Genomic DNA, 26,389 nt, shown 5'->3' on the forward strand with positions numbered 1-26,389 from the left:
GGAAGATGGCGGGGGGTGGGTCTGGGCAACGAGGTCTTCCCCTGGGCCAAGGCGTACCTCGCGAGTCGGGAACTCGGATTCGGGCTCCTGCAGCCTCCGTGGGGGCTCAACCCCCGGGACTACCGGACCGAGTTCGGCACCCCGAGGCTGGACTGGGTCGGACACGCGGCCCTGCGGGCGGTGCTGCCGAGCGAGACGGTGACCGACGAGATGGTCCGCTCGACCGGACGGATCGACTACGGTGAGGCGATCCGCGTTCTCGACGCCGAGCACGGCTGGTCCCGGCGGCGCGCGCTCCTGCTGATGCACGAGGGGATGTCGGGAGGCTACCTCGGGATCGCCCGGGCCCGGGACTTCCTCCGGAGCCGGCTGTTGGGCCGCAAGCCGGGCCAGGAGGGCCGCGAACCGGATCCGGCCAGGCTCCACGTCGTCGTCCACATCCGTCTCGGGGACTTCGGTGGCACCTCCGCCGGGCCGCGTCCCGGGGAGTGGAACGAGTCCGTGCCGGTCGAGTGGTACCGGTCGGTGCTGGCCGCCCTGCGGGCGCGCCTCGGGGACACGCTCCACGTCGACATCCTGAGTGACGACCAGGTCCGGGTCGCCGGGCTGCTTCCCGAGTGGGCGCGGGAGGACAGCCGCCGGCGGAGCACTCTGGAGGACCTCTCGGTCATGGCCTCGGCCGACCTGCTGATCTGTTCGGTCTCCTCCTACTCGATGCTCGCCGCCTTCCTGTCGGACGCCCCGTACATCTGGTACCGCCCCCACCTGGGCGAGCACGGTGGCTTCCTGAGCATCTGGGGGCACGAGCCGGACCAGCGGACCGGCCCGACCGCCGCGAACGTCCTCCGCGAGCGGCAGGACGCCGCCGACCCGGCGCTCACCCGCGGTGTCGCGATGGACACCGGCGACGACCTGCCCGGGTGGCTGGCCGACTACCTGGGAACGAGGACGGCGCTGCGCCGGCGCAGCGCGGATCTGATCCACTACGGGGTCGTCCCGCGTCACGCCGCCGTCTCGAACCACCGGGTGTAGGCCGCGGCGACCGTGCCGAGGTCGAAGTGGCGGCGCACCCGGTCGCGGCCCGCGGCGGCGAGCCGGGCGCGCCGCGCGGTGTCCTGACCGAGCGTCACCATGGCCGACGCGAACTCCTCGCGGGACTCCGGGTCGACGAGGACCCCGGCCTCCCCGTCGCCGAGGACCCAGGGCACGGCGCCGCTGTGCCGTCCCGCGATGACGGGCACCCCCATGGCCATGGCTTCCAGCAGGACCATGGGGCACGCCTCCAACCGCGACGGGTGGATCAGGACCGTTGCCTCCGCGGCGACGCGGGCGAGCAACGGGCCGTGATCCGTGGAGCCGATGAACTCCACTCCCGCCGTGAGCCCCTGCGAGCGGGACCAGGCCTCCGCCGCCCCGCCCGGGCCGAACCCGTCGCCGAACATCAGCAGGCGGGCGCCGGGCAGTTGGGCCCTGGCCCGGCCGAAGGCCCGAAGGGCCGCCTTTCCGTTCTTCAGCGGCCCCCAGCCGTTGAGGACGGTGGCGAAGGCGGGAGCGTCGGTCGGTGCGGGGGACGGGGCGCTCGGCAGCCCGGCGGGCTCAATGCCGTTGGGGATGACCTGGACCGGGCCGGGCGCGCGCAGCACCCGCTGCAGATGACGTGCGGTGTAGGGGCTCACCGCGCTCAGCGCCGAGGCCCGGTGGACGGCGGGCAGGGCAAGGGAGTTGCGCAGCCAGCGGAAGGCGGTGCCTTCCTCCCACGCGCAGCGGAGCGGGGCGTCGTGAGCGGTGACGAAGGCGGGCAGCCCGCTCTGCGCCGCGGCGAGCGCGAATTCGTACGTCCAGTGGGCGCTGACCACGTCGGCGGGACGGTCGCGCATGGCCGACGAGAGTGCCTCGCGTTCCACCCGGAAGAAGTCCCGCAGATAGTGCCGTGCGCGTGACCTCGTGGGGACCAGGACGAGGGTCAGCGGACCGGCTTCGTGGACCCAGCGCCCTGTCACCTCCTGGCTGACCGCGTAGACGGTGACGCGGTGCCCCTGTTCGAGCCAGGCGCGGACCAACTGGCCGGTGTACGGGAAGGAGTAGGTGGCCGGTGGCTCGCAGCCGAGCCGGTCGCGCAGCGGAGCGAGTGAGATCGGTCCGGCGAAGCCGATGTGCATGGCGGTCCTTAGCGCTTCAGATGCGGCCGGTGCGGGCCGACCAGGGGATGAGGCCGAGTGCGGTGGCTGTGGTGAAGACGGGCACGCTCCGGCGCAGGGCGAGCCAGAAGGCGACGACGGGGAGCAGCGCCAGCAGCCCCCAGACCGTCCGACTCAGCGGGCTGTGCCCGTACGTGGTCCCCGCGCGCCCGGCGAGGTACAGGGAGCCGCCGACGACGGCGTGGACCAGATGGATCCGCAGCATCCCGGACAGCTCGAGCAGGCCCGCGCGGTGCCATCTGCCCAGCTGCAGGGCGTGTCCGACGGCGGGGCCCAGGGCCATGGCGGCCGGCACGAGCGTGAGGCTGCGCAGGGAGGTGACGGCACCCACGGCGCACAGGACGGCCACGGTGACCGACACCTGGACGACGAAGAGCCCGCGCAGCTCCCGGCGGACCTCGTCGATGGCGTAGCCGATGGAGCACAGGAAGTAGAGCGCGGCGTTCAGGGCCATCAGCGGCACGAGCGCGGACGCGCTCTCCCAGCCGGGTCCGAGGAGCAGCGCGAGCGCGGGGGGGCCGATCGCGGCCACCACGCCGAACGGGACGAACGCCAGCGCGGAGGTGGCGCTGAGCATGTCCCGGATCCGCGGCCCGAGCGGAAGGCCCTGCCCGTGGGCCGCGGCGAGGGCGGGTGTGACCGCGTGGTGGAGGCTCTGGCAGAGCAGGTTCAGCGGGATCCCCACGGTCACGGACGCGCGGGAGAACTGCCCTGCCATGGCGGGGCCGAGCACGCGCGCGGTCAACCAGAGCGGGGACTGGATGGCGGCGGTCTGCAGCAGGCCGTACCCGGTGAAGGTGCCCGAGAGCCCGATCATGGACCGGGCCGGGACGTGGGGCCCCTCGGGGAGGTCGGAGCGGGTCAGCCGGGCGGCCGCGACGAGCAGGGTGCAGCCGGAGGCCAGGGGGAACGCGGCGGCCAGTCCGTACGGATTCCAGCCCAGGGCGAGCAGCAGCGAGCCGGTGCACAGCCCGGTCACCTGCCCGCCCAGGTCCGCCGCCACGGACGCGCGGGCGAGCCCGCACCGGCGGAGCGCGGCGGTCGCGACCGCGGCGGACGGAAGGACCAGGAACTGGACGCCCAGGATCCTCAGCAGCGGTTCCATCAGGGGGAGGTGCCACAGCGAGGCGCACAGCGCCGCGGTGGCCTGCACGGCCAGACAGCTCAGGACGCCGCAGACGGCGGAGATCCGCCAGGCGGAGCGCAGCAGCTGACGCGTGAGGTGTTCGGAGCGCAGCAGGTAGGTGGTCAGGCCGGCGTTGGAGAACAGGGTCAGGACCTGGAGGAGGGCGAGCGCGGTGGCGTGCGCGCCGTACGCGCCGGCGAGCACGACGCGTGCGGTGTACGCCGTGTAGCCGAGCTGGAGGACGGTGTTGACGGCGGCGCCGCCGTAGTTCCACGCCAGAGCGGCCAGTGCCGTGCGGGATCCCGACACCCGCTCGACGTCGCTCACCGGGCGGCCGGCGCGAGCAGTGCGGGCACCCCGGCCGAGGCGGGCCGGTGCTCGGTGGGTGACGCGTCCGGTGGCCTGAGCAGAAGTCCGATCAGCAGGCTCTGCTCGAAGGGCAGGGCGTAGGTCAGGCAGAAGCAGGCGATCCCCGCCGTGGCCAGCCACCGGAGCAGTCCGTTCGGGGACCGGTGGTCGGTGCGGAGCAACATGGCGACGACGAGTGCCACAGCAGCGATGAGGCCCACCAGTCCCACCCTCAGGAGGAGATGCAGATAGTAGTTGTGCGGCTGCTCCTCGACGACCCTGCCGTAGAGGAGGCGGGTGAATCCGGAGCCGAACGGCAGACCGAACAGCCAGTCGTGGAGTCCCTGCGGCCGGTCGACGAGCAGCCGCCAGCTGGCGACGCGCCAGGCCATGGTGTCCTCGTTGGTCGCCGACGAGGCGAGGCTGCGCGTCAGGCCCGCGTCCGGGGCGAACGAGCCGGCCAGCGCCGCCGTCGCGGCGAGCAGGACGGCCGCGCCGATCCCGGCGGCCTTGCGGCTGCCGTGTCCGGGGCGGAAGAGCAGCCATCCGGCGATCATCACCAGCGCGGCGAGCCAGACCGTGCGGTGCTGCAGCAGCACGACGAGCAGCAGCAGCGGGCCGACCAGCCACCCGGTGACGCGCGTGCGGTGGCGGCGGCAGAGCAGCATGACCGCGGCCTGCGCGATGACGAAGGCCGAAGCGGCGTCGACCGGACGCGAGTTGACCCGCTGACCGGCGATCAGGACGTAGTCGGAGTTGCTGCCGATTCCCACGCGGCTCCACCAGAGGATCGCGACCACGCCGTAGAAGCAGGCCAGCACCGTCCAGACCCGGTGCAGCGTCCGGTCGAGGTCGACATCGGGTCGCACCGTGGCGGCGTAGCCCGCGGCACCGAGCACGTGGAGGAAGTACACCCGTGCCTCGTTGCCGGCCGGTTGGACGCCGTAGCCGGAGACACCTCGGACGAGGGACGCGAACACCAGGAGGGCGAGCAGCACCAGCGCGGCGTGCCCGAGGTGCGGCCGGACGGGTCGCCGTACCAGGGAGACGGCGGCGGCGAGTGCCGCACACACGGTCAGCACGTCCAGCGGGTAGAGAGTGATACCGGCGTCCACGACCGGCACTTGGCCCCGCAGGGCCACCTGCCAGGCCTGGCCGCCCACGAGGGCGGCGATCCCGACGGTGGGGAAGCGGACGAAGACCAGCACCACGGCAACGGCGGCCGCGAGGGCTGCCGCTGCCCGGAGAACAGCCTCCGGGGATAGCGCTGTGCCGGCATGGGCCACGACTGCTCTCCTCGACACCGGTGGACTGACGCGCTCAGGAAGAAGAATTCGCCAGGACGCAGGCCCGGAGCACTCCGACACGCCGGGCGGTCCCGCCGGCGACGTACGGCACCGGGTCGCATTGGTGCATCTGGCGGGATCGGTCGTGAGCGGCTCACCTGAAAATGCTTCAAAGGTGCTTAAGCTTCCCAAAAGGGATGGACGACAGAGCAACCCGAAGAGGTGCACGGTGGATCTGCGCGGTTTTCTCAGGGCGCTCGCCCGGCGGTGGCTGTCCATCACCGCCCTGACACTGGCCGGCCTCGCCGCGGGGATCGCCGTCACGGCGTTCTCCACCCCGCAGTTCCAGGCGGGCAGCCAGATCTTCGTCTCCGCCCGGGCCACCTCCGACATCGCGGAGCTCAACCAGGGCAGCGCCTTCTCGCAGGCGCGAGTGCAGTCCTACGCGGACATCATCTCGAGCCCCCGGATCGCCGCCCCGGTCGTCGCCCGGCTCGGACTCCGCATGACACCGAGTCAGCTCTCCGACCACATCAGCGCCTCCGTCAAGCTCAACACGGTGCTCATCGACATCACCGTCACCGACACGGACCCCGAACTGGCCGCGATGATCGCCAACGCCGTTGCCGACGAGGCCGGTCGGCAGATCGTCGCGCTGGAGGCCCCGCCCGGCCAGGCGGCCGCCACCCCCGTCCACATCGGCGTCACCCGCTCCGCCGCGGCCCCCACGGGCGCCGTCTCCCCGAGGCCCCTGCTCAACGGCGTGGCCGGGTTGTTCGCCGGGCTGCTCGCGGGCATCGGCGTCGCACTCCTGCGCGACACCCTCGACACCACCCTGCGGACGAGCAAGGCGCTCGGCGATGCCACCGAGCTGCCGATGCTCGGTGTGGTGCCCTTCGACAAGGGGGCGCCGGACGCCCCGCTCGCCGTCGGCCCGGCAGCCCACGGCGCGCGCGCCGAAGCCTTCCGGATGGTGCGGACGAACCTGCAGTTCGCCCAGGTGGACCGCAAGCCTCGGGTGATCATGGTGACCAGTCCGCTGCCCGGCGAGGGGAAGACCAACACCGCCGCGAACCTCGCGCTGTCCCTGGCCGAGCAGGGCGGCCGGGTCTGCCTGGTCGACGCGGACCTGCGCAACCCGTGTGTCGCCAAGTCCTTCGGGCTCGTCCAGGACGCCGGCCTCACCAGTGTGCTGATCGGTATGGCCACCGCCGACGAGGTCCTGCAACCGTTCGGCAGGGGGCAGCTGAGCGTGCTCACCTCGGGGCCGGTCCCGCCCAACCCGGCGGAGCTCCTCGCCTCGGACCGGATGCGGGCGATCCTGGACGACCTCGCCCGGACCTTCGACACCGTCGTCGTGGACAGCGCGCCCCTGCTGCCCGTCGCCGACACCGTGGGGCTGGCCCCGATCGTCGACGGCACGGTCCTCGTCGTACGGGCCGGGCGCACCCCGCGTGAGCGCGTCCAGGCCGCGGTCGGTGCACTGCGCTCGGTGGGCGCCCCGATCCTCGGAGGCGTGTTGAGCATGGCGAAGCTGAAGAGTGAGGGCTACGGCTACGGCTATGGCTACGGGGAGCGGCCGCAGGGAACGGACGAGCGGCTGGCGGCACCCAGGAAGTCGGAGGCCGGTGCGATGGCCACGGAGCTCGGGCTCACCAAGTGACCGGGTTCGACGTCCTGTTCGTGTGTACCGGAAACCTCTACCGATCGACGATCGCGGAACGCCTGCTCGCCGTGCGCCTGGGCGAGCAGGCCGGCGGCTTCCGGATCGGCAGCGCCGGCACCCAGGCGCGCCCGGGGGCTCCGATGAGCCCTCGGGCGGCCGCGGTGATCAGGGAACTGGGCGGGGAGGCGGGCGAGTTCGAGAGCAGGCGGCTGACCGCCGAGCTCGTCGCCTCGGCGGATCTGGTGCTGGGGCTGGCCCGCGAGCACCGGGAGGCCGCGGTGCGGCTGCGCCCGACGGCGCTGCGACGCTGCTTCTCGCTGGAGGAGTTCGTGCGCCTCGGCGGCGGCCCCCACGAGGACGGCGGCCTCCACGCGGACGGCGGCGCGCCCGGTGCGGTGTCGCGGGCGGCCGCCCAGCGCGGCCGCGCTCCCGCGGTGGCGCCGGGGGCCGACGACATCGAGGACCCCGACGGCCGGTCGGCGGAGTTCCTGCGCTCGACCGCCGCGCGGATCGACCGGGCGCTCCAGCGGGTGGCAGCCCTCCTGACGGTCCGCCAGGACGAGCTGCTCGGCTGCTGACGCTACCTCGTGGCCACCAGCGACTTGGGAAGGCCGGCGAAGCGTTCGAACCAGAGGCGGGAGCCGGGGAAGTAGGAGCGCATCTCGGTCACCGACAGCAGCTCGACCTCCGCGACGTCCGCCACCGCCTGGGCGTGGTCGCCGGACCGGATGTGCCCGTACGGCCAGCGCTGCGAGATCGCGACCCTGGTGCGGAAGGGGAGGTACTGCATCCCCGGGAACACCCAGTGCGGCTCGATCGGGAAGTACCGGTAGGGCGTCTGCACCCAGTGGTGGTCCGCGCGCGTCCGCACCGCCTCGGCGAAGCGCTGCCGCCGGCTGTGCCCGCCGACGTGCTCCACGAGCGAGTTGGAGTAGACGAGGTCGAATCGCTCGGCCGCCAGCGACCCGGGCAGGTCGCAGGCGTCGGCGACCAGCGCGGTGAGGCCGGGTGCGGTGTCCAGCGCGGTCCTCGGGTCGAGGTTGACCGTCACCACGTGGGCCGGGCGGACCGGCGCGAACTGCCAGGAACTCGGTGTCCCGCCGAGGTCGAGGACGCGCATGTCCGCCAGGTCGGGGAAGCACCGCAAGAGCTCCGACCAGCGGCGTGCGCGTGCCGCGTGTGCCAACGAGCCGGGCCTCGACGGGTCGGCGATCATGGTCCTGAGCATGCCGGTCTCCGGTGGGTGTGGGGCAACGCCGGTCGCGCCCAGTGTGGCGCCGCCGCGTACGCCGGGCCGCTCATTACGCCGACGGCGGCATGTCCGCCGCCACTCCGATCCGGTGACGGTCCGTCACCCACTGCCGAGCCTAGTCTGGGCCGCATGACTGAGGAGTTCACCGCGCGGTACCTCTCCGGACGCGAACTGTGGGGGGACGACTTCGGGCCGGACCAGATCGCGGAGTGGTTCGAGGACGAGCGCGAGGCCTACGCGGACCTCGGGGCGGCCGCGTCCTCCGCCGAGGAGTACGGCTACAGCGGCTTCAACCGCCAGTACGGCTTCCGGCACCTCCCCGACCGCCGCTTCTCCCGCGCACTCGGTGTGGGCAGCTCGTTCGGCGGCGAGTTCATGCCGGTCCTGGACCGGGTCGACGAGATCACGGTCCTGGAGCCCTCGGCACGGCTCCGGTCGACCACGCTGCGCGAGACCCCGGTGCGGTACGTCGAGCCGGTGCCGTCGGGCGACATGCCGTTCGCCGACGCCAGCTTCGACCTGGTCCTCTGTTTCGGGGTGCTGCACCACATCCCCAACGTGTCGAAGGTGGTTCGCGAGATCGGCCGCGTCACCGCCGCCGACGGCTGGGTGCTCATCTGCGAACCGGTCGTCTCCATGGGCGACTGGCGAGGGCACGACCGTCCGGGGCTGACGAAGCGCGAACGGGGAATCCCGCGCCATCTGCTCGAGGGGGCGGTCCGCGGCGCCGGGCTCGCCATCAGGTCGAGCCTGTTCTGCGCGGCGACCGTGACCCCCAGGCTGGGGCGCGCGCTGCGCTGGAACCCGTACGCGACGCGGGCCGGGTCCGTCGTCGACCGGGCGTTCTCGCTCGCCACCGCCTGGAACTACCGCTACCACCCGGTGTCCTCCTGGCAGAAGCTGCGCCCCTCGTCGGTCTTCATCACCGCCCGGCGGGAGGGCTGACCCCCAGCACCTCGCGGTAGAGGCCCTCGGTGCTGCGCAGCCAGGTCCGCTCGGTGTAGCTGTCCTCGAAGACCCGGCGGCAGTGCGCACGGAGGCCGGGGAAGCGTGCGGCGGCGTGGGACAGGGCGGGCGGCAGCGGCTCGTCCCAGCTCACGACCGCCCCGGTGCCGTCGGCGCGGACGGACTCGGCGACGGAGGAGCCCTCGAAGGCGAGGATCGGCAGACCGGCAGCCAGGGCTTCGAGTTGGACCAGGGGAGCGCCCTCCAGGCAGCGGCTGGGAAAGACCAGGCCGAGCCAGGAGGGCAGCCGGCGGCGCAGCTCGGTGCGGTCCAGCCGGCCGAGGAAGCGGACCGACGGCGGTGCCAGTGAGCGGGCCCGGTCGAGGAGCTCGCCGTCGCCGACGATGTCCAGCGGCACGCCGGCGGGCCAGCGGCGCAGTAGGTCCAGGGCGCCCTTCTCGGCGGTGAGCCGTCCGGCGAAGACCCACCGTCCGGTCGGGGCGACCGGGTCGCCGGTCGCCGGGTCGTCGACGAAGTTGGGGATCAGGGCGGTGCGTTCGGCGGCGATGCCGGCCCCCAGGTACGTCCGCCGGCTGAGCTCGGAGAGCAGGACCAGCCGGTCGGCGCGGCCCAGCAGCGGATCGGCCGCAGGGCCGCGGCGGTTCGCCCAGGCGAGCGGCACGGTGGCAGCCCGGGAGTCGCGGTAGCAGCCGTGCCGGACGCCCGCCCAGCGATCGCCGTCCAGGCAGCTGCTGCACGGGGAGCCGCCCCGGTAGAGGGTCGCCCCGGCGCACAGCGGGCGGTAGTTGTGCAGTGTGGCGACCAGCGGGCCGTCCCAGCCCCGCACCCAGGCGCGCCCGAAGTTGGGGAAGAGGTTGTGGACGTGGACCACGTCCGGGGCGAAGGCGAGCAGGTCGGCGACCGGCGTGCGGCCCCGGCCGCTGGCGACGGTCGCGGCCGCCCGCACCGGGTAGAGCCGGCGGCGGGCCAGCTCGTCGGTGCGGGCGGCCACCACGGCCACCTCGTGACCGGCGGCCCGCAGCGCACGGGCCTGGTCCAGGACGGCCTCGTTCTCGCCGCTCGGCTGGGCGGAGGCGTAGAAGCTGTGCACCAGGGCGATCCGCAGGGTGGTCACCCGCACTCCTCGGGGGCGAGCCGTGGCGGCCGCACGGCGATCCGGGCCAGGTACGCAGGGTTGTTGCGCAGATAGCGGCGCCAGAGCCGGCGGGGCTCCTTGGCGAGGCGGTAGGACCACTCCAGGCCGCGCTGCTGCATCCACTGCGGAGCCTGCGGCTTGAGGCCGGCGTGGAAGTCGAAGGCCGCGCCCACGCCGAGCAGCACCGGCGCGGTCAGCAGCGGCCGGTGCGCGGCCATCCAGCGCTCCTGCTTCGGCGTCGACAGGCCGACCCAGACCAGGTCGGCGCCGCTCGCGTTGATCCGGCCGACGACCTCGGCGTCCTCCTCGGCGGTGAGCGGCCGGAACGGCGGCGAGTACGCGCCGACGATCCGCAGGCCCGGCAGCCGTCCGCACAGCCGCTCGGCGAGCAGCTCCGGGACGCCCTCCCCGGCGCCGTAGAGGTACGAGCTCCAGCCGCGCTCGGCGGCCCGGGCCAGGACGTCGAGCATCAGCCCGGGGCCGGGCACCCGGCTCATCCACCCGGCCCCGGCACGGTGTCCGGCCCACACCATGGGCATGCCGTCGGGCACGGTCAGCCCGGAGCGGTTGTGGATGCGCAGGAGCTCCGGGTCCCGCTGGCACTCCATCACGCCGTGCACCCCCGTCACGCAGACGTAGCTCGGCTCGCGGGTCCCGACCCACCGGGTGATCTCGTCCACGGCCGTACCCGGGTCGACCGCGCTGATGCCGACGCCGAGCACGTCGACGCGCCGGAGGGCGGGCATCAGTGCTGGTGGGGGCGGCCGTCGCGGCGCGCCTTCACCTGGTCGTACACCCAACGGTAGGTCCGCTCGAGGCCGGTCCGCAGCGGGACCGACGGTGCCCAGTCGAGTTCCTTGACGATGCGGGTGTTGTCGCTGTTGCGGCCGCGGACGCCCAGGGGGCCCCTGATGTGGTGGTGCTTCAGCTCGACGCCGGCGATCTCCTCGACCAGCGAGTACAGCTGGTTGATCGTGACCAGCTGGTCGGAGCCGATGTTCAGCGGCTCGGTGACCTCGCTCCGGGTGAGTCGCAGAGTGCCGGTCACGCAGTCGTCGACGTAGGTGAAGCTGCGGGTCTGCTCGCCGTCGCCCCAGATCTCGATCGTGTCCGCTCCGGTGAGCACGGCGGTGGCGACCTTTCGGCAGGCGGCGGCCGGCGCCTTCTCCCGGCCGCCGTCCCAGGTGCCGTGCGGGCCGTACACGTTGTGGTAGCGGGCGGCGCGGGTGGCCAGGCCGTAGTCCTCCCGGAAGTGCCGGGCCATCCGCTCGCTGAAGAGCTTCTCCCAGCCGTAGCCGTCCTCGGGCATCGCGGGGTAGGCGTCCTCCTCGCGGAGCGGGAGGACCGCGGCGTCGGTCTGCTTCTCGGCGGCGTAGACACACGCCGAGGAGGAGTAGAAGTAGCGGCCGACACCGCAGTCGCGGGCGGCGAGCAGCATGTGGGTGCTGGAGAGCACCGAGAGCATGCAGGCCGCCTTGTTGCTCTCGATGAACCCCATGCCGCCCATGTCGGCGGCCAGGTGGTAGACCTCGGTGGCGCCGCCGTCGAGAACCTCGGCGCACGACTCGCGGATCGAGACGTCGCGCACCAGGTTCTCCGCAGCCGGATGGAACTGGTACCACTCCTGCGGCGGCTTGCGGTCGACCGCCCGTACCGATCGGCCTTCGGCGAGCAGCGCCCGGGTGAGGTGCCCGCCGATGAACCCTCCGGCTCCGGTCACCACAGCGTCGACGTGTGCCATGACCCGATCTCCCTTCTGGCAATTCGGACAAAGTGCTAGAAAGGTACTCTCGCTCAGAGTCATCGGGCGGTTACGCTCCCGGAAGGAGGGGCTTCCCCCATCCTTTCGGCTCAGTGGTCAGCCCGCGGGAGAGGGACGGCCATGTCCGACTACGACGACTTCGCCGACCGGTACGACCGGACGGCCGAACTCAGTCCCACGCGTGTGCCGATCGAGTTCCACTCGGTCTTCAAGCTCCTCGGCGACGTCACCGGCCAGGCGTGGCTGGACGTGGGCTGCGGCACCGGGATCTACACGCGGGCGCTGCGCCGTCGGGGCGCCCGCCACGTGGTCGGCGTGGACCTGTCCGCGGAGATGGTGCGCATCGCGGACGAGGCCGAGGCGAGCGAGCCGCTCGGCGTGGAGTACCTGGTGCGGGACGCTGCGGACCTCGAGGAGATCGCCGCGTTCGACGGGGCCCTGGGCGCGTTCCTCCTGCACTACGGCACCGACCGTGACCACCTCGACCGGATGTGCCGGGGGATCGGCCGCAACCTCGCATCCGGCGGACGCTTCGTCACCTACCAGCTCAATCCGGAGATCTCCACGGCCCCCGGCTACTACCGGCCCTACGGCATCGACTTCCGGTTCCCGGACGAGACCCTGCGGGACGGCCAGGGGTTCACCTTCCGGTTCGACACACCTGACGTCGAGAGCCCCGAGTTCGGCATCCACTACTGGAGCCGGGCCGTACTCGACGACGCACTGGAGACCGCGGGGTTCCACGACATCCGCTGGGTCATGCCCGAACTCTCCCCACGGGCCGCGGCCCAGCGGGACGCCGGCCGGTGGCAGGACTATCTCGACCGGCCGATCTGCGTACTCATCGAGGCCACCAGGAACTGACCACCGCGTGGTGGCGGAACCGGCCGGGGACCGGAGCGGCGGCCATGTGTGATCTCTGCATCGTGCGGTGGGTGCGGCTGTCCACGTTCTGGCCGCGGACAGACGGCCGTGGTGGTCCGAGGTGACGGCAGGTCACCCCTGCCGGGGCAGGCCGTCGAGCCATCCGCGGGTAGACCTGTCGGGCAGCAGACGATCGTGATCCGGCCCCGGACACCGCGCCTGCGGTGTCCGGGGCCTTGTGGCACCGAGCTGCTCGCCCACTTGGGGGTCGGTCCAGTGCTGGAAGCGTGCGGGCACCGAGCCGGGCGGGCAGCTGAGGACCAGTACGCCACATGGCCGGCGAGCGGCCCGGGCCGTCGTCGGCCGCCTCCCGCTGCTCGGTGCGAGGATGCTCGCGTTGTTGGCTCGCCAGGTCGCCGCCGGACAGCATGCGACCGCGCACCCGACTCGCAGGAGGGGAGCGGATCCGGCACAGTGCAGCCCGCCCGCCCCCCAGTCGGCGCCTGACGCCTGGCGCCCGATCGTCAGTTCGCCCGGTCGTAGTGGCGGTGCATGGTCACGCTCGGGCCGGACTTCGCCAGGGGGGCCGTCGCCCCGCCCCTGGGGGCGGACAGCGCCTCGCGGTCGAGGAGCGCCTTGACCTGGGCGGCCAGGTCGTCGGCGCGCTCCTTGACGACGGAGATCGGGTCGTTCGAGGTGTCCAGCGCGTCCAGCCGGCGGTGGATGGCGGCCAGCTGGTTCCTGGCCTCCGGGCTGAGCGTGAACGGCTGCGCGGTGGAGACGACGAACTGGTAGGCGCCGGCCAGGGTCTGGCAGCCGGGGCATTGCTCGTTGACCGCCCGGCCGAGGTTGGTGGCGTTGAGCCGGACGTTGTCCCCGGCCATGGTGACGATCTGGAAGGACAGCGCGATCGACCGGCACGGGTGCTGGGTCGAGCAGCCGGCCGAGACGGCGGTGGCCCGGTTGTTCGCGCCGACGCTGAACACCGTGCCGAGTTCGTGGACGGTGAACGAGTCCTTGTACTGGTCCGGGTGGACGCGGTTGGCGTGCGTGGTCGCGCGGTCCGCGAAGGCTGCGGCACCGCGGCCGGGGTGGTCCGAGAACGGGACGGCGTCGGCGGGGGCGGCGACGGCGAGTACGGCCAGGCAGGCGCCGCTCAGCGCGCCGAGGCGTCCGGCCGTCCGGCCGATGATCGAACTCCGTTGCACAGTGCGGTTTTTCACGAAGACCTCCTGAGGGTGTGCACGGCGTCCGGCAGCTGTTCGGCCGAGGCGTGCGGGGCGGTTGGCGTGGGTCGGTGCGATGCTGCGGGGGCCCGCCTCCGCGAGAGCGGGCGGACGAGGATCCGGTGGAGCAGTCGGGCGATGGCCCGAGCCGCGAGGTAGGCGCCTCCGACCAGCGGGCACAGCAGGGTGAGAGTCCCGATGGCGCCGACCGCTGCGGTGGAGAAATGCCTGTCCGAGAAGGCGGTGAGGGTGTCGGCGGCCTGCGCGGAGAGCGAGTGCGCGGCCGTGGTGAGGATCCTCGGCAGGTTCCACAGGACGTAGCCGAGCTCGCCGGCGAGCAGCGGGACCACGGTCAGCACCCATACGGTGACCACCGCGCGGGCGGACCTCTTGAGGTCGGCGACCTCGGGTCTGACGGGGCGTCCGGGCAGCAGGCTCAGCAGGGTCGGCCGGATCTTGCCGAACAGGTCGGGGACGCCGGCGAGGTCGCCGAGGATGAAGTACCCGTCCAGGCGGACGATCGGCATGAGCTGTTCGACGATCTCGATGTGCGCGACGAGCACCGCGGCCAGGAAGAGCGGCCGGCCGGTGAGGGCGTAGCCCCCGGCCAGGCCCAGCATGAAGACGACGTTGAAGTAGACGCCGCCGAGATCGGTGCGCAGCCGGCCGGCCCGGCCGATCCGGTACACGTCGGTGACGTCGGTGTAGAGCGAGGGCCACAGCACGTACAGGCCGCAGCCGATGGGGCCCGGCCGTGCTCCGCCGTAGTGGCAGGCCGACGCGTGTCCGAACTCGTGGAACAGCAACGAGGCGACCGTGAGGCCGAACACGGCGAGCAGGAGCACGGGCTGGTCCAGCACCTGCAGTACGGGGCGCATCGCCCCGTGGAGGGCGAACAGCCAGACGTCCAGGGCGACGGCTGCCGTCAGGACGGTGGCCACCACCCACGGGCGGTGCAGCCAGGCCAGCGACCGTGCGATCCGGACGACCTGGTGCTCGCGCAGCAGGACGCGGCGCCCGGCGAGGGTGAGCAGCAGGTCCGAGCGGGGGGCGTCGACCGGGTGGCCGTCGCCGCCGGGCGGTGCGGTGATCCCCATCGGCCGGAGCTTGTGCTCGATGAGGTAGTCGACGTTGTCCGCGCTGACCTCGCGCCCGTAGCGGGCGCTGACCCGGTGCGCGATGGCCCCGGTGCCCCGGACGCCGTCGATCGATTCCGCCACCAGGTGCAGCAGCAGGGTCAGTTGCACCACCTGGCCGTCCCCGCGGCGAGCGAGGTAGCGGGGCTCGGTGAACCCGCCGCCCTGGTACTCGCCGTGCAGCCGCAGCCCGGTGGTCAGGCGCGGCACCGGGAGGGGCGCCGCCGGCCGCGGGCCGTCGGTCGCCGTCGGTAGGTCTCCAGCCACGCTGGACCCGTCCTTCCTCGTGAGCGGACCGCGCCCCGTGACGCGGTCCGCTCACGTGCGGGCTGTTACCGCTGGTAGACGTTGATCGACTGCGCCGCCTCGGCCTGCGCGACCGCGAACGGCGAGTAGTCGTTCACGGCCCACGACTCGTTGTGCGCGTGGATGAAGGCGACGTTGGCGTGGATCTTCACGAACTTCAGCCGTCCCAGCGCCTCGCGGCTCGGCAGCAGCTCCACGGTCTCGGCGTTGAGCTCGGTGACGTTCATGCTCATGGCAGTACCTCTCTGTTGGGGTCGGGGAGGTCCCCCGACTCCTGTCCAGTCAGATCGGACGTTCTGTCCGACGAGATTGGACGCTAGTCGCTGTCCGGTGACAACTGCAAGTACAGACACGAACACGGCGTGTCACCGGACGCTCGATAGGGGGAAATCGGCAGGTGAGATGCGTGATCGCATGGACGGCGCGCCGTGCGCCCGTAGAATCGGGGCCACCCGGACGTGTTCCGTCGGCTCCGACAGCAGGAAGCACACCATCCCGTGGACAACGCACTGCAGCGAATGATGAGGCGGCAACTGGACGAGCAGGGCTGGTCCTACGGCGACGTCGCCCGTCGCGGTGGCCTCCCCCGCTCCACCGTCCACCACCTCGCCACCGCCGAGCGCCTGGTACGGATGCCGCAGCCCGCGACGCTCGAACGCCTCGCCGCCGGGCTGGAGTTGCCACTGGAGGCGGTGCGGCGCGCGGCCGCCGAGACCTGTGGGATCTACCTGTACGCGGAGGGCGAGCCCGGAGCGACCACCGATCCCGAGGTGGCCACCCTCATCGCCAGCCTCCAGCAGCTGTCCGCCACCGACCGGCAGCATGTGGCCGCGCTCGTGGACTCCCTGCTGCGGCGCAGCCGGCGGCCGGACGGTGTGTGACGGGGTGGCATGCACCCGCCCTGTCGTGAACTCGGGCAGGGCATACCGCTGTTCGAGGGTCGAAAAGGTCGAAAAGGATAAGAATCGGGAGATCGGGGCTATCGTCTTCTCCTACCCGAGGCTGTGAGTCGCACGAGCCTCCGGCACGTGCTGCGTGCTCGTCGGACACGGAGGCGATGTTGCTTGTCGTCCACGGAGGCTCGAACACCGCGATCGTCCGGGACCGGACGGGCCGGCCCGTCGTCCTGCTGTCGGGTCCGCGCCCCGAGGACCTCACCTCGGCGATACTGACCGGTCTGCGCGACCTGGCAGCCGCCGTGCTGACCTCGGGGGAGAGCGAGCGGCTCGAACGCTGCCTCGCCGCGCTGCGTCGTGGCGACCTGGTCAAACACAGCCGCATGGAGGTCGAGGGCGTGGTCCTCACCCTCTACGGCGAGGTCTGAGCACCTCGTCGGCGGGATCCCGCTGTTCGAGGCAGCGCCAGTCGACACCGGCCGCCTGTGCCGCCTCCGCGGCATCGACCCGGACGGCTGCAAGGGCTTCAGTCAACGTCCGTGCAACTGCCCGACGCCACCTTGGTCGGCCACGGCCGGCGGCAACCCGGTTCCGGTGATCCTCTCGTGCACGGCGGTGATGCGCTCGGTCAGCTCGGCGTCGCGCACCGCACGGGGACCAGGGGTTCCGCCTCGGCGTGCGCAGAAGGCGGCTCGGGAGACCTGAAGCAGTGCACGCGCCTGCCTCAGTGGTTCAGCCGGAGGACGACGCGGACCAGGACTACGGTCACGGGGACGGCCGCCACCGCGACGGCGATCTCCCGGCCGCAACAACACCCGGCCCACCCCTCGGCACGACGTCCACACGGTCGGAAAGACCGGGGCCGCGAAGCCGTCAGCGAAGAAGAAACCTGAGATCAGCAGCCCTGGCCCACGCCGCACAGGTTGAAGATCAAGTCAGACCAGCTGCCACCACTGGTCGGGGTAGGCGTCGCCGCAGGACACCTGGGCCGCGGGCCGACCCGCTGCGGGGTCCTGGACCACTAGGCACTTGTTGCTGTAGTTGCTGAACAGCTGGAAGTACCCGAGCCGTTCACCGCTGCCCCACATCTGCTCCCACCGCTGACCGGTGGCTCCGGGGCCGCAGTCCTCCTGGCGGGTGGGGATCCAGTCGCCCGTGCCCCCGGCGGTCAGGCAGCGGCCGCTGGCGGTGTTGCGTACGGCGCGGGTTTCGGGATCGAGGGTCCAGGCCCGGTCGGCGGCCCCGGTGCAACTGTCCTGCACCGGGGTGAGGCCGGCGTCGAGGCCGGCCACCCGCAGGCAGAGGGAACTGCTGCGGTTGACCAGGTGCCGCCCGCTCACCGGTGGTTCCGTGGCGGGCGGGCTGGGCTGGGCCGTGCCCGGAGCCGGAGTGCGGCCGGTACCGCCACTGCCGCCACCGGTGCTGCCGCTGGTGCGGGTGACCGGGCCGGTCGGTGCGGCGCCCCAGGTCGCGCCCCCCGCTGTGCCGGGTGGTGGCGAGCCTGGGGGAGTGGCGGTGGCGGGGGGAGTGTCGGTCGGCGCGGTGACCGCTGTTGACGGCGCGTCCGTCACGGCCGGACCGCCGCCCGGGGTAGGGACCGCGCCGCCCGGGGTCGGCGTGGCGCTGTCGGCGCGGTCGGTGGTCGGGCCGGCGGCGACGGTACCCGGGCCGCTGTCCGCCAGGACCGCCGCCGCGGTCGCGGCACACACCAGGACCACCGCGCCGACGCCGACGAGGATGCCCGGCCTGCGGTGAGGCGTGCGGCGCGGCCGGCCGTGCAGGTTGATCTGGATGTTGTCGTTGCCGTGCATCACCCCGGTCTCGCCGTGGTAGGCGTTCCCGCGCAGACCGTCGCCCCCGGCGGTCTCGTTCCCGGTGCCGGTCTCGTTCCCGGTCATGGCTGGGATCCGAAGTGGTTGGTCTGGGCGTTGTGGTCTCCGGAGATCACTGCCGAGGGGCCGTTGAACACATAGTTCACGACGCCCCCGGCGGCCGAGCCGCGCGCCGGGGCGAGGTCGTCCAGTAGCGCCTGCAGGGCCGCCGCGAGCCTGGCACGCTCCTGCGCGTCCAACTCCTGCAGCAGGTCGACGGTACGGGTCCGCCAGGCGGCGACCGTCTCCCCCCTGGTTCGCTCCAGCTCCCCGGACCCAGCCGGGCCGGCCGCCGCCAGCCGTTCGGCGGCGTGGTCCAGCCGCTCCAGCTGCACGCTCTCCAACCGGCGATCCGCACGGCCCAGCAACCGGGCCAGCCGGGACCTGAACACCGCCCAGGTGTCCGAACCGGCCGCCTGCACCACTCCCGAACCCACCGACGCAGCCAGCGTGAGCATCGCCGCATCAATCACAACGTCCCCCTCGAAGTACCCACCCGCGACCACAACCCAGCGTCGCATGCTCCGGTACGCCACCGCTCTGAAAGACTGTCAGAACCCGTCGACAGGAAGCGTGTCAGGCCCTTCATGCCCGCGCCAGACGGCCCGGCGCCCGGGCCGGCGGCCCGGATCGACAACCGGACGCAGGACGGGCCGCCGGCGATCGGCCGCCCTACCGCCGTACCGCAGGTCGGGCCCGCCGTTGCTCCCCGTCCCGGCCCGACCGGGAGTGTGTGAGTGCCTGCGTCAGGGTGGAAGCGTCGCCTCCGGGTGGATCCGTATCGACTTGACCGGGGTCGGCGAGGGCCGGGCCGTCACCCGGTCGGTGTCCTCTCGGAAGAGGCTCACTGCGCCGTGGCGCGGCGCGTGCGTTCATCCGTCTCTTGACCATGGTGGGATCGGCGGAGCTGATGGCAGGCCATCGGTTCTACGTTTGGTCCGGCAGGTGTCGACGGTCGCGTGGGTAGAGCGAGGGAGAGCGATGAAGGTTGCGTTCGGGTGGACGATCCACGGTGACGGGAAGTCACCCCTTCCGGGGCAGGCCGTCAGGCCCGGCGAGCGGCTGACCTGGGGGCGGACGGTCGGCCTCGGCGCGCAGCACGTGGTGGCGATGTTCGGGGCGACGTTCGTGGCTCCCGTGCTGATGGGGCTGGACCCGAATCTCGCGGTGATGATGTCGGGTGTCGCGACGATCTTCTTCCTGCTGGTGACGGGGGGTCGGATTCCGTCGTACCTGGGGTCGAGCCTGTCGTTCGTCGGCGTGGCGGCGGTGATCAAGGCGCAGGGCGGCGATTCGGCGACGCTGACCGGTGCGCTGCTGGTGGTCGGCGCGGTGCTGGCGGCGTGCGGTGCGGTGGTGCAGGGCTTCGGCGCGCGGGTGGTGCACGCGGTGCTGCCGCCGGTGGTGACGGGCGCGGTGGTGATGCTGATCGGTTTCAACCTGGCGCCGGTCGCGGCGGGGACGTACTGGCCGCAGGACCAGTGGACGGCGCTGCTCACGCTGTGCTTCACGGCGCTGGCGCTGGTGGTGCTGCGGGGGTTCTGGTCGCGGATCGCGATCTTCCTGGGGCTGGTCTTCGGGTACGTGGTGTCGTGGCTGTTCGACCGGATCTTCGGGCGGATCCACTCGGCGACGGGTGCGGGGACGGTGACCGACCACTGGAGGCTGGACCTGTCGGGGGTCGGTAGCGCGGACTGGATCGGGCTGCCGACGCTGCACGCGCCGAGTTTCTCGCTGTCGGCGGTGCTGGTGGCGCTGCCGGTGGTGGTGGCGCTGATCGCGGAGAACGCGGGCCACGTGAAGGCGGTGGCGGAGATGACGGGTGATCCGCTGGACGACCGGATGGGCACGGCGATCATGGCGGACGGCGCGGCGACGGTGATGTCCACCGCGGTCGGCGGCCCGGCGACGACCACGTACGCGGAGAACATCGGGGTGATGGCGGCGACCCGGGTGTACTCGACGGCCGCGTACTGGTGCGCCGCGGGCTTCGCGATCCTGTTCGGCCTGTGTCCGAAGTTCGGTGCGGTGGTGGCGGCGATCCCGGGCGGGGTGCTGGGCGGGATCACGGTCGTGCTGTACGGCATGATCGGTCTGCTGGGCGCGCAGATCTGGATCCACAACCGGGTGGACCTGACCAACCCGTTGCACCTGGTGCCGGTCGCGGCCGGCGTCATCGTCGGCATCGGCAACGTGACGTTGAAGTTCAGTGACGACTTCGAGCTCAGCGGGATCGCGCTGGGCACCCTGATCACGCTGATCGGCTATCACGCCCTGCGCTGGCTGGCCCCCGCGCACCTGAAGGGGCCGGCCGTCGATCACTGAGCGGGGTTCAGCCAGGGCGGCTGCCAGACGGTGCGGCGCGGTCCCGGCGCGGGCCCCCAGGATCCTCGCGCGTAGGACAGCGGTGCGGGCGGGTGCTCCACCAGTGGCTGGATGACGCGCCAGGTCTCCTCGACGACATCCTGCCGGGTGAACAGCGAACGGTCGCCGGTCAGTGCGTCGTTGAGGAGCCGCTCGTAGGGCTCGGGGGGCTTGCCGAGCTCGGCGGCGAAGGACAGGCCCAGGTGGACGGGCATGGCGGAGTGCCCGGACGCCTTCTTGGAGAGCATGCCGAGCCGCAGGCCCGGGTCCGGGTCGATCCGCAGCACCAGTTCGTTGGGTGCCGGGTGCTCGGGCTGGTCCAGGAACGCCAGCCGGGGAGGGCGCTTGAAGACCACGCGCACCTCGGTGGCGCGGGCGGCCAGCGCCTTGCCCGCCCTGATGAAGAACGGCACCCCGCTCCACCGCCAGTTGTCCACCTCGAGCTCGAGTTCGACGTAGGTCTCGGTCGAGGATCCCGCCCGGACCCCGGGGACGTCCGGGTAGCCCTCGTACTGGCCGCGCAGGCACCGGGCCGGGTCGGCGTCGGGCATGGCCTTGAAGACGTCGACCCTGCGGTCCCAGAGCGCGTCGGAGCCCGGGCCGACCGGCGCCTCCATGGCGATCAGGGCGAGCACCTGGAGCAGGTGGTTCTGCACCACGTCCCGCAGCGCGCCCACCGGGTCGTAGAACGCGCCCCGGTCCTCGACGCCGAAGTCCTCGGCCATGGTGATCTGCACGGCCGCCACGTGGTCGCGGTTCCAGACCGGCTCCAGCAGGGCGTTGGCGAATCGCAGGAACTGGATGTCCAGCACGGGCTGCTTGCCGAGGAAGTGGTCGATCCGCAGGATCCGGTCCTCGGCCAGCACCCGGTGCAGGCGCGCGTTGAGCTCCCGGGCGGACGCCAGGTCGTGGCCGAACGGCTTCTCCAGCATCACCGTGGCGTGCTCGGTGAGCCCCGCCGCGGCCAGCGCCTCGACGACCGGGGCGAACAGCGACGGCGGGATCTCCAGGTAGAACAGCGGCCGCTCTGCGCCCGCCAGCCGCTCGCCCAGCGCCCGGTAGGTGGCGGGGTCGAGGAAGTCGCCCCGGAGGTAGGAGATCCGGTCGGCCAGCCGCCGGAACGGCGCGTCCGCCACCGTCTCGCCGGCGGTCCGGAGGGCGTCGCGCAGGGCGGAGACCAGGTGCTCGTGGGACCAGTCGTCGAGGGCCACCGCGACGATCGGGCAGTCGAGGAGCCCGGCCGCCTCCAGTCGGTAGAGCGCCCGGAAGGTCATCTTGCGGGCCAGGTCGCCGGTGATGCCGAAGATCACCAGGGTGTCGGCGGGACGTGTGCTCACACGGGCGACGATATAGCCGACGGTGAGCGTCTGCTCACCGTGCGTTCACCAGTCCAGGCTGCGCCGGGCCAGGGCCGCCAGTGCGAGCGACGCCGGGAGCTCGACCAGGAAGGCCATGGCCAGCGCCACGTACCAGGCGCCGCCGCCCTCGGCGGTCATCATGTCGAACCAGGCGTCGAGCAGCAGCACCGCCGAGGTGCCGGCGGCCACCAGGGCGACCAGGCGGGAGCGCCGGACCAGCAGCAGGCCGGTGGCGACCAGGCCGGCGGCCTGCAGCAGGTCGACCCCGATCCAGACGACGGACCAGTTCCGCACCTCGGCCTGGCCGCGGGTGGTCGAGCCGAGGACCAGGATCCAGGCGAACAGCAGCACCGCCACCGCGACGAGCGCCGCACTGAGTCGGACGCGCAGCCGCGCCGACGCCGGGTCGTCCTTCCCCAGGCGGTCCAGGACGGACTGGACGGCGCGGACCGCGCCGGCGGTGTGCATCGGTTCCCCCATGATCGGGAGCGTACTGCAGGCGGGGGCGTCCGATCGGGCGTTCGGCTGCCGACCGCTCGTTCGGGTACAGCCGTCAGGACCGTTGACGCGCCTGACGGCCGCGCCATAGGGTCACGCCCCAATGGACGCCGGTCGGCGGTCCGGACCGGGTGCGCGGCACGCTCCCGGACCCGGTCCGCCGTCCCTCGCCGGACGGTCCATCGAGGTGCCAACTGCCTTTGTGCTGTGCCGATTCCACCGGCCAGGGCGGTTGACCGCACCTTCCTTCGCGCTGCCCTGCCGCGGTGCCCTCCCGCGATGCGGTCGAGGCTGCGCGCGGTCCGGCGTCCCCCGCAAGTTCCGTCGTCGCAAGGGATGCACCGGTGACCCGTTCCACCCTGCTCAGAGCGTCCGTACCGGGCGTGGTTGTCGCACTGATGCTGTCCGGCTGCTCCTCGGTCGGCATCGGATCCGGATCGACCCTCACGGTCACCATCGGTGTGGACGGTCCGTTGACCGGCAAGCTCGCCGATCTGGGGCTCGGCATCCGGTACTCGGCCGAACTGGCGGTCGCCAAGGCCAATGCCAAGAACACCGTGCCGGGCGTGAAGTTCGTCCTCGACGTCAAGGACGACCAGGCCGACGAGCAGATCGCCAAGGCCAACGCCGAGGCGTTCGCTGCGAACCCGGACGTGATGGGTGTGGTCGGCCCGCTGACCTCCTCCGGCGCGCTCCAGATGGCACCGGTGCTGGCCAAGGCCGGGCTCGCCGAGGTCTCCCCGTCCAACACCGCGCCCGCGCTGACCTGGGGCGCCGACTACCGGGCCAACGGGAAGAAGCGCCAGTACCCCACGTACTTCCGCACCGTCACCACCGACGCCGTCCAGGGCCCGCTGCTCGCCCGCTACGCGCACAGCCAGCTGAAGGCGGGGAAGGCGGCGGTGGTGAACGACAGCAAGGCGTACGGGGCCAACCTGGCGGCCGAGTTCGTGGCGGCGTTCGAGGACGTCGGCGGCAAGGTCGCCTACCGGGCCACGATCGAGCAGGGCACCACGGACTTCACCAGGATCGCCCAGCAGATCGCGGCCGCCAAGGTCGACGTCGTCTACTACGGCGGTGAGCACCCGGAGGGCGGCCCGCTGGCCGTCGCGCTCAAGGCGGCCGGGGTGAAGGCGCCGGTGGCCGGCGGCGACGGCCTGCACACCGACGGGTACCTGAAGGCGGCCGGTGCGGCCGCCACCGGCGACCTCTCCAGCCAGCCGGGCGTCTCGGTGGAGGGGCTGGCCTCGGCGTACGGCTATCTCGACGCCTACCACGCCGCCGGCCACAAGGAGGAGCCCGGCCCGTTCGGCCCCTACGCCTACGACTCCACCTGGGCGCTGATCGAGGCGGTCGGCAAGGCCCGGCAGGGCAAGGACGGGCAGGACCTGACCGGCGCCGACCTGCGCAAGGCCGTGGTGGAGGCGATGCAGGAGGTCTCCTTCTTCGGCGTCACCGGCGACGTCTCGTTCGACGAGTTCGGCGACACCCGGAACCAGGTCGCGTCGATCTACCAGGTGCAGAAGGGCAGTTGGGTGGCGATCGTGCCCTTCGGCCGGCTGCGCGACTTCTGACGCTCCGCCGATGCCGCTGGAACGGCGTTCAAACCCGGGAGGGCCGTTCCGGCGGTGTGAGCCGCGTCACACAATGACGTACTGGTGAGTAATGTACGGGTCGTCAGGTGATCGCCGAAATCGCGTCGTGCGAACGGTACTTCGTCCACCGCCGGGGCCTTGCCAGTGTAAAGACGTCTGACCTGTTGATTAAACAGAGTTGTCATGCATAGACCGCCACGGCGCGGGCCCGGCAGGCTGCCGCCCCATGAAGCGACCCTTTCTGACGGGCTCGCTGACCCTCGCGGTCAGCACCCTCGTGATAGCCGGCGCGGGCATCACCGCGCACGCGGCCCCGGTCACCCCGGCCGCGCAGCCCAAGGTCTCCGAGACCCAGGCGCTGCAGGACGCCACCGCCCAGGTCTCCGCCCACCCCCAGGCGGTCCGGGCCGGCGCGCACGACGCGTTCCGCGCCAAGGGCGTCCAGGTCGACGTCGACGGCACCCGGCACGTCCACTTCGACCGCACCTACCAGGGCCTCCCGGTCCTCGGCGGTGACGTCATCGTCCACTCCGCCCCCGGCGGCTCGCTGGACACCGCCACGCTCAGCCTGCAGACCCCGCTCAGCCTCTCGGTGACCCCCTCGATCACCGATCGGCAGGCGGTCGCCGCGGCGACCCGGCTCTTCACCGGCAAGCAGAGCAAGGCCGCGGCCACCCTGAAGGTGGACGCGCTCGGCGACACCGCCAAGCTGGTCTGGGAGGTCGTCGTCGACGGCACCGGCCCGGACCAGGCCCCCAGCCACCTGCACGTCCTGGTGGACGCCCGGACCGGCGCGATCGGCTCCACCTGGGACACCTACTCGGCGTTCCTCCCCGAAGGCGTGAAGGCCAAGGGCGGCACCGGCGGCACCACCGCCAACACCCTCACCTCGGTCGCCGCCTCCGGCACCGGCAAGGGCTACATGGTCGGCCAGGTGAACCTGTCCACCAGCGGCTCGGGCACCAGCTACACCCTGACCGACGCCAACCGCGGCAACGGCGAGACCCGTGACGCGAAGAACCTGACCGCGACCAACGACTCGCCGCCGGCGGGCTGGGGCGCGGCCTTCACCGACACCGACAACGCGTGGGGCAGCGGCGCGCTGAGCGACCGCGCCACCGTCGCCGTCGACGCCCACTACGGCATCCAGGCCACCTGGGACTTCTACAAGAACGTGCTGGGCCGCAACGGCATCCGCAACGACGGTGTCGGCGCCCGCTCCTTCGTCCACTACGGCACCAACTACGGCAACGCCGGCTGGGACGACGACAGCTTCTCGATGATCTACGGCGACGGCGACACCGGCGCCAACCCGTTCACCGAGGTCGACGTGGCGGGCCACGAGATGACCCACGGCGTCACCGCCGCCACCGCGGGCCTGGTGTACACCGGCGACGCGGGCGGCCTGAACGAGGCCAGCTCGGACATCATGGGCACCATGGTGGAGTTCAACGCGAACATCGCGGCGGACGCCCCGGACTACCTCATCGGCGAGAAGATCAACATCAACGGCAACGGCACCCCGCTGCGGTGGATGGACGACCCGAGCAAGGACGGCAAGTCGGCCAAGTGCTGGTCCAGCACGGTCAAGAACCTCAACCCGCACTACTCCTCGGGCGTCGGCAACCACTTCTTCTACCTGCTCGCGGTCGGCTCCGGCCAGTCGCAGTGGGGCAACAGCCCGACCTGTGACGGCTCCTCCGTCGCCGGTCTCGGCAACGACGCGGCCACCAAGATCTGGTACCGCGCGCTGTCGACCTACATGACCTCCAACACCGACTACCCGGGTGCCCGGACCGCGACCATCAAGGCGGCCAAGGACCTGTACGGCGCGGGCTCCACCCAGTGCTCCGCGGTGGAGAAGGCCTGGGGCGCGGTCAGCGTCGCCCCGACCGCCACCACCTGCGGCGGCGCCACCCCGACCCCGACCCCGACGCCCACCCCGACCCCGGGCGGCAACCTGCTGGCCAACCCCGGCTTCGAGTCCGGTGCCACCTCGTGGACCTCCAGCTCGGGCGTCGTCACCAACAGCGCCAACGCGGCCCCCCACGGCGGCACGTACTACGCCTGGCTGGACGGCTACGGCTCCGCCCACACCGACACGCTGTCCCAGTCGGTGGCCGTCCCCGCCACCGCCACCGCGCCGAAGCTCACCTTCTGGAACCGCATCTCCACCGCGGAGACCGGCACCACGGCGTACGACACCCTCAAGGTCCAGGTCGTCGACGGCACCACCACGACCACCCTGGCCACGTACTCCAACGCCAACGCCACCACCGGCTACGTCCAGCGCACGCTCGACCTGTCGGCCTTCAAGGGCAAGACCGTCACCGTCAAGTTCCTGGGCACGGAGGACTCCTCCCTGCAGACCAGCTTCCTGATCGACGACGTCGCCGTCACCACCTCCTGACACGGGGTGACGGGTGGCGGGGGGGGGGGGGGGGGGGGGGGGGGCGGCGCCGGGGGGGGGGGGGGGGGGGACTAGAGGGGCGGGGGGGGGGGGGGGGGGGTGTGTGGGTGGTTGGGTGGGGGTGGG

The 26,389-nt window shown here is 72.3% G+C and carries 24 protein-coding genes; 10 read left to right on the forward strand and 14 right to left on the reverse strand.

The genetic code is table 11. The annotated features are described in order from the left end of the window. Window positions 1-15 precede the first annotated feature (15 nt). Complete coding sequence (locus ACGFX4_RS34040; protein WP_393082894.1) at window positions 16-1,032, forward strand: hypothetical protein; 1,017 nt, start codon at window positions 16-18, stop codon at window positions 1,030-1,032. Here the strand turns inward: ACGFX4_RS34040 and ACGFX4_RS34045 are convergent. Genes ACGFX4_RS34045 through ACGFX4_RS34055 form a run of 3 tightly spaced genes read right to left on the reverse strand, consistent with a single transcriptional unit; the run spans window position 1,002 to window position 4,958 of the window. After that, window positions 1,002-2,159 (reverse strand): glycosyltransferase family 4 protein, encoded by a 1,158-nt coding sequence (locus tag ACGFX4_RS34045; RefSeq protein ID WP_393082897.1) that lies wholly within the window; start codon window positions 2,157-2,159, stop codon window positions 1,002-1,004. The two genes, ACGFX4_RS34040 and ACGFX4_RS34045, sit on opposite strands and share 31 nt — an antisense overlap. A gap of 16 nt (window positions 2,160-2,175) precedes the next feature. Beyond that, window positions 2,176-3,651: an oligosaccharide flippase family protein gene (locus ACGFX4_RS34050; protein ID WP_393082900.1), complete on the reverse strand. Its 1,476-nt coding sequence runs from the start codon at window positions 3,649-3,651 to the stop codon at window positions 2,176-2,178. Then, a complete protein-coding gene (locus ACGFX4_RS34055; protein ID WP_393082903.1) occupies window positions 3,648-4,958 on the reverse strand; it encodes an O-antigen ligase family protein in 1,311 nt (436 codons plus the stop codon). Before ACGFX4_RS34055 ends, ACGFX4_RS34050 begins: the two co-directional genes overlap by 4 nt. 229 nt (window positions 4,959-5,187) lie before the next feature. Here ACGFX4_RS34055 and ACGFX4_RS34060 point away from each other — a divergent pair, with 229 nt between their 5' ends. Both ACGFX4_RS34060 and ACGFX4_RS34065 read left to right on the forward strand, forming a co-directional pair. After that, on the forward strand, window positions 5,188-6,621 hold the full coding sequence (locus tag ACGFX4_RS34060; RefSeq protein WP_393082906.1) for a polysaccharide biosynthesis tyrosine autokinase: 1,434 nt from the start codon (window positions 5,188-5,190) through the stop codon (window positions 6,619-6,621). Next, complete coding sequence (locus ACGFX4_RS34065) at window positions 6,618-7,202, forward strand: low molecular weight phosphatase family protein (RefSeq protein ID WP_393082909.1); 585 nt, start codon at window positions 6,618-6,620, stop codon at window positions 7,200-7,202. Before ACGFX4_RS34060 ends, ACGFX4_RS34065 begins: the two co-directional genes overlap by 4 nt. Window positions 7,203-7,204: 2 nt before the next feature. On the opposite strand, the gene ACGFX4_RS34070 is transcribed toward ACGFX4_RS34065, so the two are convergent. Continuing rightward, complete coding sequence (locus tag ACGFX4_RS34070; RefSeq protein ID WP_393082912.1) at window positions 7,205-7,852, reverse strand: class I SAM-dependent methyltransferase; 648 nt, start codon at window positions 7,850-7,852, stop codon at window positions 7,205-7,207. 153 nt (window positions 7,853-8,005) lie between these two features. Here ACGFX4_RS34070 and ACGFX4_RS34075 point away from each other — a divergent pair, with 153 nt between their 5' ends. Next, window positions 8,006-8,821, forward strand: coding sequence for a methyltransferase domain-containing protein (locus ACGFX4_RS34075; RefSeq protein ID WP_393082915.1), 816 nt, complete (start codon window positions 8,006-8,008; stop codon window positions 8,819-8,821). On the opposite strand, the gene ACGFX4_RS34080 is transcribed toward ACGFX4_RS34075, so the two are convergent. Genes ACGFX4_RS34080 through ACGFX4_RS34090 form a run of 3 tightly spaced genes read right to left on the reverse strand, consistent with a single transcriptional unit; the run spans window position 8,799 to window position 11,718 of the window. After that, on the reverse strand, window positions 8,799-9,956 hold the full coding sequence (locus ACGFX4_RS34080) for a glycosyltransferase family 4 protein (protein ID WP_393082918.1): 1,158 nt from the start codon (window positions 9,954-9,956) through the stop codon (window positions 8,799-8,801). The genes ACGFX4_RS34075 and ACGFX4_RS34080 overlap by 23 nt on opposite strands. Further along, window positions 9,953-10,723 carry a WecB/TagA/CpsF family glycosyltransferase gene (locus tag ACGFX4_RS34085; protein WP_393082921.1) on the reverse strand — a complete coding sequence of 257 codons (771 nt, stop codon included), beginning with the start codon at window positions 10,721-10,723 and terminating at the stop codon, window positions 9,953-9,955. The genes ACGFX4_RS34080 and ACGFX4_RS34085 overlap by 4 nt, the downstream gene beginning before the upstream one ends. After that, window positions 10,723-11,718 carry an NAD-dependent epimerase/dehydratase family protein gene (locus tag ACGFX4_RS34090; protein ID WP_393082924.1) on the reverse strand — a complete coding sequence of 332 codons (996 nt, stop codon included), beginning with the start codon at window positions 11,716-11,718 and terminating at the stop codon, window positions 10,723-10,725. The genes ACGFX4_RS34085 and ACGFX4_RS34090 overlap by 1 nt, the downstream gene beginning before the upstream one ends. Window positions 11,719-11,859: 141 nt before the next feature. Between ACGFX4_RS34090 and ACGFX4_RS34095 the strand changes: the two genes are divergently transcribed. Continuing rightward, window positions 11,860-12,603, forward strand: a complete 744-nt coding sequence (locus ACGFX4_RS34095; RefSeq protein WP_393082927.1) for a class I SAM-dependent methyltransferase — start codon at window positions 11,860-11,862, stop codon at window positions 12,601-12,603. Window positions 12,604-13,127: 524 nt separating this feature from the next. Here ACGFX4_RS34095 and ACGFX4_RS34100 read toward each other — a convergent pair. The 3 genes from ACGFX4_RS34100 to ACGFX4_RS34110 all read right to left on the reverse strand — a co-directional run bounded on the left by ACGFX4_RS34100 (window position 13,128) and on the right by ACGFX4_RS34110 (window position 15,504). Continuing rightward, a complete protein-coding gene (locus ACGFX4_RS34100; RefSeq protein ID WP_393082930.1) occupies window positions 13,128-13,826 on the reverse strand; it encodes a hypothetical protein in 699 nt (232 codons plus the stop codon). Then, window positions 13,823-15,232: a hypothetical protein gene (locus tag ACGFX4_RS34105; protein WP_393082933.1), complete on the reverse strand. Its 1,410-nt coding sequence runs from the start codon at window positions 15,230-15,232 to the stop codon at window positions 13,823-13,825. The genes ACGFX4_RS34100 and ACGFX4_RS34105 overlap by 4 nt, the downstream gene beginning before the upstream one ends. A gap of 65 nt (window positions 15,233-15,297) precedes the next feature. Next, on the reverse strand, window positions 15,298-15,504 hold the full coding sequence (locus ACGFX4_RS34110; protein ID WP_393082936.1) for a hypothetical protein: 207 nt from the start codon (window positions 15,502-15,504) through the stop codon (window positions 15,298-15,300). A 225-nt stretch (window positions 15,505-15,729) separates the two neighbouring features. On the opposite strand from ACGFX4_RS34110, the gene ACGFX4_RS34115 reads away from it, so the two are divergent. Both ACGFX4_RS34115 and ACGFX4_RS34120 read left to right on the forward strand, forming a co-directional pair. Further along, window positions 15,730-16,152: a helix-turn-helix domain-containing protein gene (locus tag ACGFX4_RS34115; protein WP_393082939.1), complete on the forward strand. Its 423-nt coding sequence runs from the start codon at window positions 15,730-15,732 to the stop codon at window positions 16,150-16,152. A 176-nt stretch (window positions 16,153-16,328) separates the two neighbouring features. Next, a complete protein-coding gene (locus ACGFX4_RS34120; RefSeq protein WP_393082942.1) occupies window positions 16,329-16,595 on the forward strand; it encodes a hypothetical protein in 267 nt (88 codons plus the stop codon). A 507-nt stretch (window positions 16,596-17,102) separates the two neighbouring features. Here ACGFX4_RS34120 and ACGFX4_RS34125 read toward each other — a convergent pair. Together ACGFX4_RS34125 and ACGFX4_RS34130 are read right to left on the reverse strand one after the other, a co-directional pair. Then, window positions 17,103-18,065, reverse strand: coding sequence for a ricin-type beta-trefoil lectin domain protein (locus tag ACGFX4_RS34125; protein ID WP_393082945.1), 963 nt, complete (start codon window positions 18,063-18,065; stop codon window positions 17,103-17,105). Next, on the reverse strand, window positions 18,062-18,496 hold the full coding sequence (locus tag ACGFX4_RS34130) for a hypothetical protein (RefSeq protein WP_393082947.1): 435 nt from the start codon (window positions 18,494-18,496) through the stop codon (window positions 18,062-18,064). Before ACGFX4_RS34130 ends, ACGFX4_RS34125 begins: the two co-directional genes overlap by 4 nt. Before the next feature lie 523 nt (window positions 18,497-19,019). Here ACGFX4_RS34130 and ACGFX4_RS34135 point away from each other — a divergent pair. Continuing rightward, window positions 19,020-20,363 carry a uracil-xanthine permease family protein gene (locus tag ACGFX4_RS34135; protein WP_393082968.1) on the forward strand — a complete coding sequence of 448 codons (1,344 nt, stop codon included), beginning with the start codon at window positions 19,020-19,022 and terminating at the stop codon, window positions 20,361-20,363. Here ACGFX4_RS34135 and ACGFX4_RS34140 read toward each other — a convergent pair. Together ACGFX4_RS34140 and ACGFX4_RS34145 are read right to left on the reverse strand one after the other, a co-directional pair. Then, window positions 20,357-21,739: a glucose-6-phosphate dehydrogenase gene (locus tag ACGFX4_RS34140; protein WP_393082950.1), complete on the reverse strand. Its 1,383-nt coding sequence runs from the start codon at window positions 21,737-21,739 to the stop codon at window positions 20,357-20,359. The two genes, ACGFX4_RS34135 and ACGFX4_RS34140, sit on opposite strands and share 7 nt — an antisense overlap. Before the next feature lie 45 nt (window positions 21,740-21,784). Beyond that, window positions 21,785-22,240: a hypothetical protein gene (locus ACGFX4_RS34145; protein ID WP_393082953.1), complete on the reverse strand. Its 456-nt coding sequence runs from the start codon at window positions 22,238-22,240 to the stop codon at window positions 21,785-21,787. Window positions 22,241-22,602: 362 nt separating this feature from the next. Between ACGFX4_RS34145 and ACGFX4_RS34150 the strand changes: the two genes are divergently transcribed. Continuing rightward, window positions 22,603-23,832, forward strand: coding sequence for a branched-chain amino acid ABC transporter substrate-binding protein (locus ACGFX4_RS34150; protein WP_393082956.1), 1,230 nt, complete (start codon window positions 22,603-22,605; stop codon window positions 23,830-23,832). Window positions 23,833-24,079: 247 nt separating this feature from the next. Further along, window positions 24,080-26,263, forward strand: coding sequence for a M4 family metallopeptidase (locus tag ACGFX4_RS34155; RefSeq protein WP_393082959.1), 2,184 nt, complete (start codon window positions 24,080-24,082; stop codon window positions 26,261-26,263). The last annotated feature ends 126 nt before the right edge of the window (window positions 26,264-26,389 follow it).

It is taken from the genome of Kitasatospora sp. NPDC048365, assembly GCF_043200835.1.
Classification (GTDB): domain Bacteria; phylum Actinomycetota; class Actinomycetes; order Streptomycetales; family Streptomycetaceae; genus Kitasatospora; species Kitasatospora terrestris.

Coding starts and splice junctions, on each gene's coding strand:
- ACGFX4_RS34120 (WP_393082942.1), top strand. CDS start 16,329: ATGTTGCTTGTCGTCCACGGAGGCTCGAACACCGCGATCGTCCGGGAC.
- ACGFX4_RS34155 (WP_393082959.1), top strand. CDS start 24,080: ATGAAGCGACCCTTTCTGACGGGCTCGCTGACCCTCGCGGTCAGCACC.
- ACGFX4_RS34045 (WP_393082897.1), bottom strand. CDS start 2,159: ATGCACATCGGCTTCGCCGGACCGATCTCACTCGCTCCGCTGCGCGAC.
- ACGFX4_RS34145 (WP_393082953.1), bottom strand. CDS start 22,240: ATGGGGGAACCGATGCACACCGCCGGCGCGGTCCGCGCCGTCCAGTCC.
- ACGFX4_RS34110 (WP_393082936.1), bottom strand. CDS start 15,504: ATGAGCATGAACGTCACCGAGCTCAACGCCGAGACCGTGGAGCTGCTG.
- ACGFX4_RS34090 (WP_393082924.1), bottom strand. CDS start 11,718: ATGGCACACGTCGACGCTGTGGTGACCGGAGCCGGAGGGTTCATCGGC.
- ACGFX4_RS34070 (WP_393082912.1), bottom strand. CDS start 7,852: ATGCTCAGGACCATGATCGCCGACCCGTCGAGGCCCGGCTCGTTGGCA.
- ACGFX4_RS34095 (WP_393082927.1), top strand. CDS start 11,860: ATGTCCGACTACGACGACTTCGCCGACCGGTACGACCGGACGGCCGAA.
- ACGFX4_RS34130 (WP_393082947.1), bottom strand. CDS start 18,496: ATGCTCACGCTGGCTGCGTCGGTGGGTTCGGGAGTGGTGCAGGCGGCC.
- ACGFX4_RS34075 (WP_393082915.1), top strand. CDS start 8,006: ATGACTGAGGAGTTCACCGCGCGGTACCTCTCCGGACGCGAACTGTGG.
- ACGFX4_RS34085 (WP_393082921.1), bottom strand. CDS start 10,723: ATGCCCGCCCTCCGGCGCGTCGACGTGCTCGGCGTCGGCATCAGCGCG.
- ACGFX4_RS34125 (WP_393082945.1), bottom strand. CDS start 18,065: ATGACCGGGAACGAGACCGGCACCGGGAACGAGACCGCCGGGGGCGAC.
- ACGFX4_RS34135 (WP_393082968.1), top strand. CDS start 19,020: ATGAAGGTTGCGTTCGGGTGGACGATCCACGGTGACGGGAAGTCACCC.